The sequence below is a fragment of the Bacteroidia bacterium genome (assembly GCA_025056095.1).
Taxonomy (GTDB): domain Bacteria; phylum Bacteroidota; class Bacteroidia; order JANWVE01; family JANWVE01; genus JANWVE01.
Genome location: JANWVW010000290.1, coordinates 1 through 2812, shown reverse-complemented (window position 1 = coordinate 2812; position 2812 = coordinate 1). Strand labels below are relative to the sequence as shown.

The window sequence follows — 2812 nt, the reverse complement described above, 5'->3', positions numbered from 1 at the left end:
ACAGAAGGTAACTGTTTATCTGCTCTGGGTGTATATTTTCTTTGTCTTTTTTTACCATTGAGGGTGTAGATTTCTAAATATGTATTGAGTTCTGCTTCAAAATAAGGAAGTAAGGCGTCAAATTCGCTGATGGAATAAGAAGTCAGGGCTTTGAAACTCTTTTCATTTTTTCTTATATCATTGTAATTCATATATTTAGAAAATTCTTAAGAAATTAAGTTGATTATTCGGCGGAAATATAATAAATTTGTGTTCATAAACTCTAATGAATATCAAATATATAACCCATACTGCCTTATTATTAAGTTTAGATGATGTAACAAAATCTTCTGTTAAAGAGTATAAATCGTTAGTTTAGTTTTAATTTAAATTGTGTATGCAATATATGAGAGTACTTACTATTTACCTACTGATGTTAGCAGTATTAAATCTTACTGCACAAAGCCTGGTTACTGTTATGCCTGAGAGCATGACACAAGTTAATAAAGTAATCAAACATGGGGGGCATTTATATGTAGCAGGTTCATTCACAGGAGCACCTGATGATTACTTGGTTAAAATTAACGCAACTACGGGCGTTATTGATGCAGCATGGGACCCTATGTTAGATGGACCTGTCATGTGTATGGAACTCTCCACAGATGGCACTATCTTGTACATTGGAGGAGCTTTTACTACAGCAGGCGGAGCATCAAGAAACTACCTTGCTGCTATCAACACCAGCAATGCTATGGCAACTACATGGAATCCAAGCCCTGATTTTGTAGTTAATTTCATGACGAGGAGTTCAGACAACACTATATTCATTGCAGGAGATTTTACTTCAGTGAAAGACAGTGTAGGCAATGTTTTTACGAGAAATGGCATGGCTGCTATTAGAGCAACTGGGGGAGTTACAAGTTTTAATCCCAAGCCTGACACCGTGAGTCCATTACGAGATTTAAGCATCTCTACTGACGATAAAATAATACTCGTGGCACAAGGTAATGGATCTATATTTTACAATACTTTTACTCTTCGAAGACATTTTGCTGCCTTAGATGCTGTAACAGGTACCCCCCTAACTTGGGACCCTAACTTCCCAACTGGAAATGGTGTCTTTGATATAGAGGTATCGGGGACAACTATGTATTTATGTGGCAGCTTTAATTTTTTAGATGGCGGAACTACAACAAGAACAAAAGTAGCAAAGTTTGTAAACGTAAGCTCTTCTACTACTCCTGCTCTTGATGCCACATTTGTTCCTCCTACTAATCTCGCGAGTGTAAGAGCAATAAGCTATGATAACACTAATGACAAACTGTACTGCTTAGGAGATAGTTACAAGATTTCTACAACCCTTCAATCTCATTTTTTTATTTTAGATGGCACAAACGCTAGTTTAATGAGTGGCTTTAATATGGGTGCTAATAATTACACCAACAGTATAGGAACCAAAATCTGGGTAGATGTTGCCGATAACAAGGTATATATTTGGGGTACTAACTCTGGTTACAGCCTACTTGGAGAAAAAGAACGATACTGGCATGTGATAGACTTAACAGGAAATGCTATTACGGCTAAGGCAAATGCTGAAGTGGCAACCGCAACCGGTACAGTTACCTATGTATTAAACACACCCGAAAATTCCGCTATGATTTACGAAGTAACTGATCCCACTGCAGGAGCTCATCCGTATCTTTTTGGTGACAGATACATGTCTCCACCGCAAAATGTAACAGGAGTAACCGAAACTAATATCTTACCGTACAGGTTTATCCTTCACGTTTTAACTTTCTCAAAAACTTCTGCAGTATTAAAATTTAAGCTCAGTGACATACCTGGTCATGGGCTTACTAATCCCGCTAGTACTGCTATTTATTATCGTTCTACTCCGTCAGAAAATTCTTTTACCAGCGCAGGAACTGTAACCTATAATAGTGTAGATGAAACCTTAGAAATCAACGCAAACACTATCTCTAATCTAAATGAGTTTATATTCGCTACTAATGACCCTATTGCTCTTCCTATTGTAGACATTAACTTTCATGGATATTCTACCTACCAAAGCAATGTTTTATTGTGGCAATTATCTAGCCAACATCAAAACGATTTTATTACTTATGAGATTGAAAAAGAGAGCGGAAATAATCAGTTTCTTCGAATATCAAACGGTACAATTGATAAAAACAAAACTAACTATGAATATGTAGATAAAACTATTACAAATACTCCGTGTACGTATAGAATTCGTTTTAATGATAAAAACGGAAGATATGTATATTCTAAAACCATCACTTTACAAGTTGAGGATAAGGCTTTAGTTTTTCCAACAATTCTTGATAATAATACAATTTCATGTATTGGCTTGAAAAAAGTTGAAATCTACTCCATTGGTACGGGACAACTTATTTATCTCAATGATAACATTGACCCTAGTAAAATTTCAATAATAAATCTTCCAGAATTACCAGAAAAAAGTATGCTTATTCTCAAGGGTGTTGACAAAAATGGTAAGACAGTTATACATAAGTTATTAACTCAATAATCTACAAGATAGTAAAGTAATTTAGTTTCAGTTTATTTACGAAAAAAATTTATTTGTAAAACAAAGGTAAGAGCGTATTAAAAGCCGCTGTTAGAGGTTAATAATTTATGTGTATGCTCTTGCAGCATGAGCATTAGCGAAATGCCTGTAAGAGCATGCACAAGAAATACTCTAGCTCGTCAAGTCTTTATATACCTAAAAAACCTCAACAAACAACTTATCATTTGAAACGCTCACAATTTCTAATTTTGTAAAAAGTTTCTTCAAAACCCTATGATAAAAGAG

At 35.0% G+C, this 2812-nt stretch carries 2 protein-coding genes; one reads left to right on the top strand and one right to left on the bottom strand.

Features of this window, described 5'->3' with window-relative positions:
• A partial coding sequence (locus NZ519_13505; protein MCS7029770.1) for a hypothetical protein occupies positions 1-191 on the bottom strand: 191 nt, incomplete at its 3' end.
• A gap of 194 nt (positions 192-385) precedes the next feature.
• Here NZ519_13505 and NZ519_13500 point away from each other — a divergent pair.
• Positions 386-2527, top strand: coding sequence for a hypothetical protein (locus NZ519_13500; GenBank protein MCS7029769.1), 2142 nt, complete (start codon positions 386-388; stop codon positions 2525-2527).
• Positions 2528-2812: the final 285 nt, after the last annotated feature.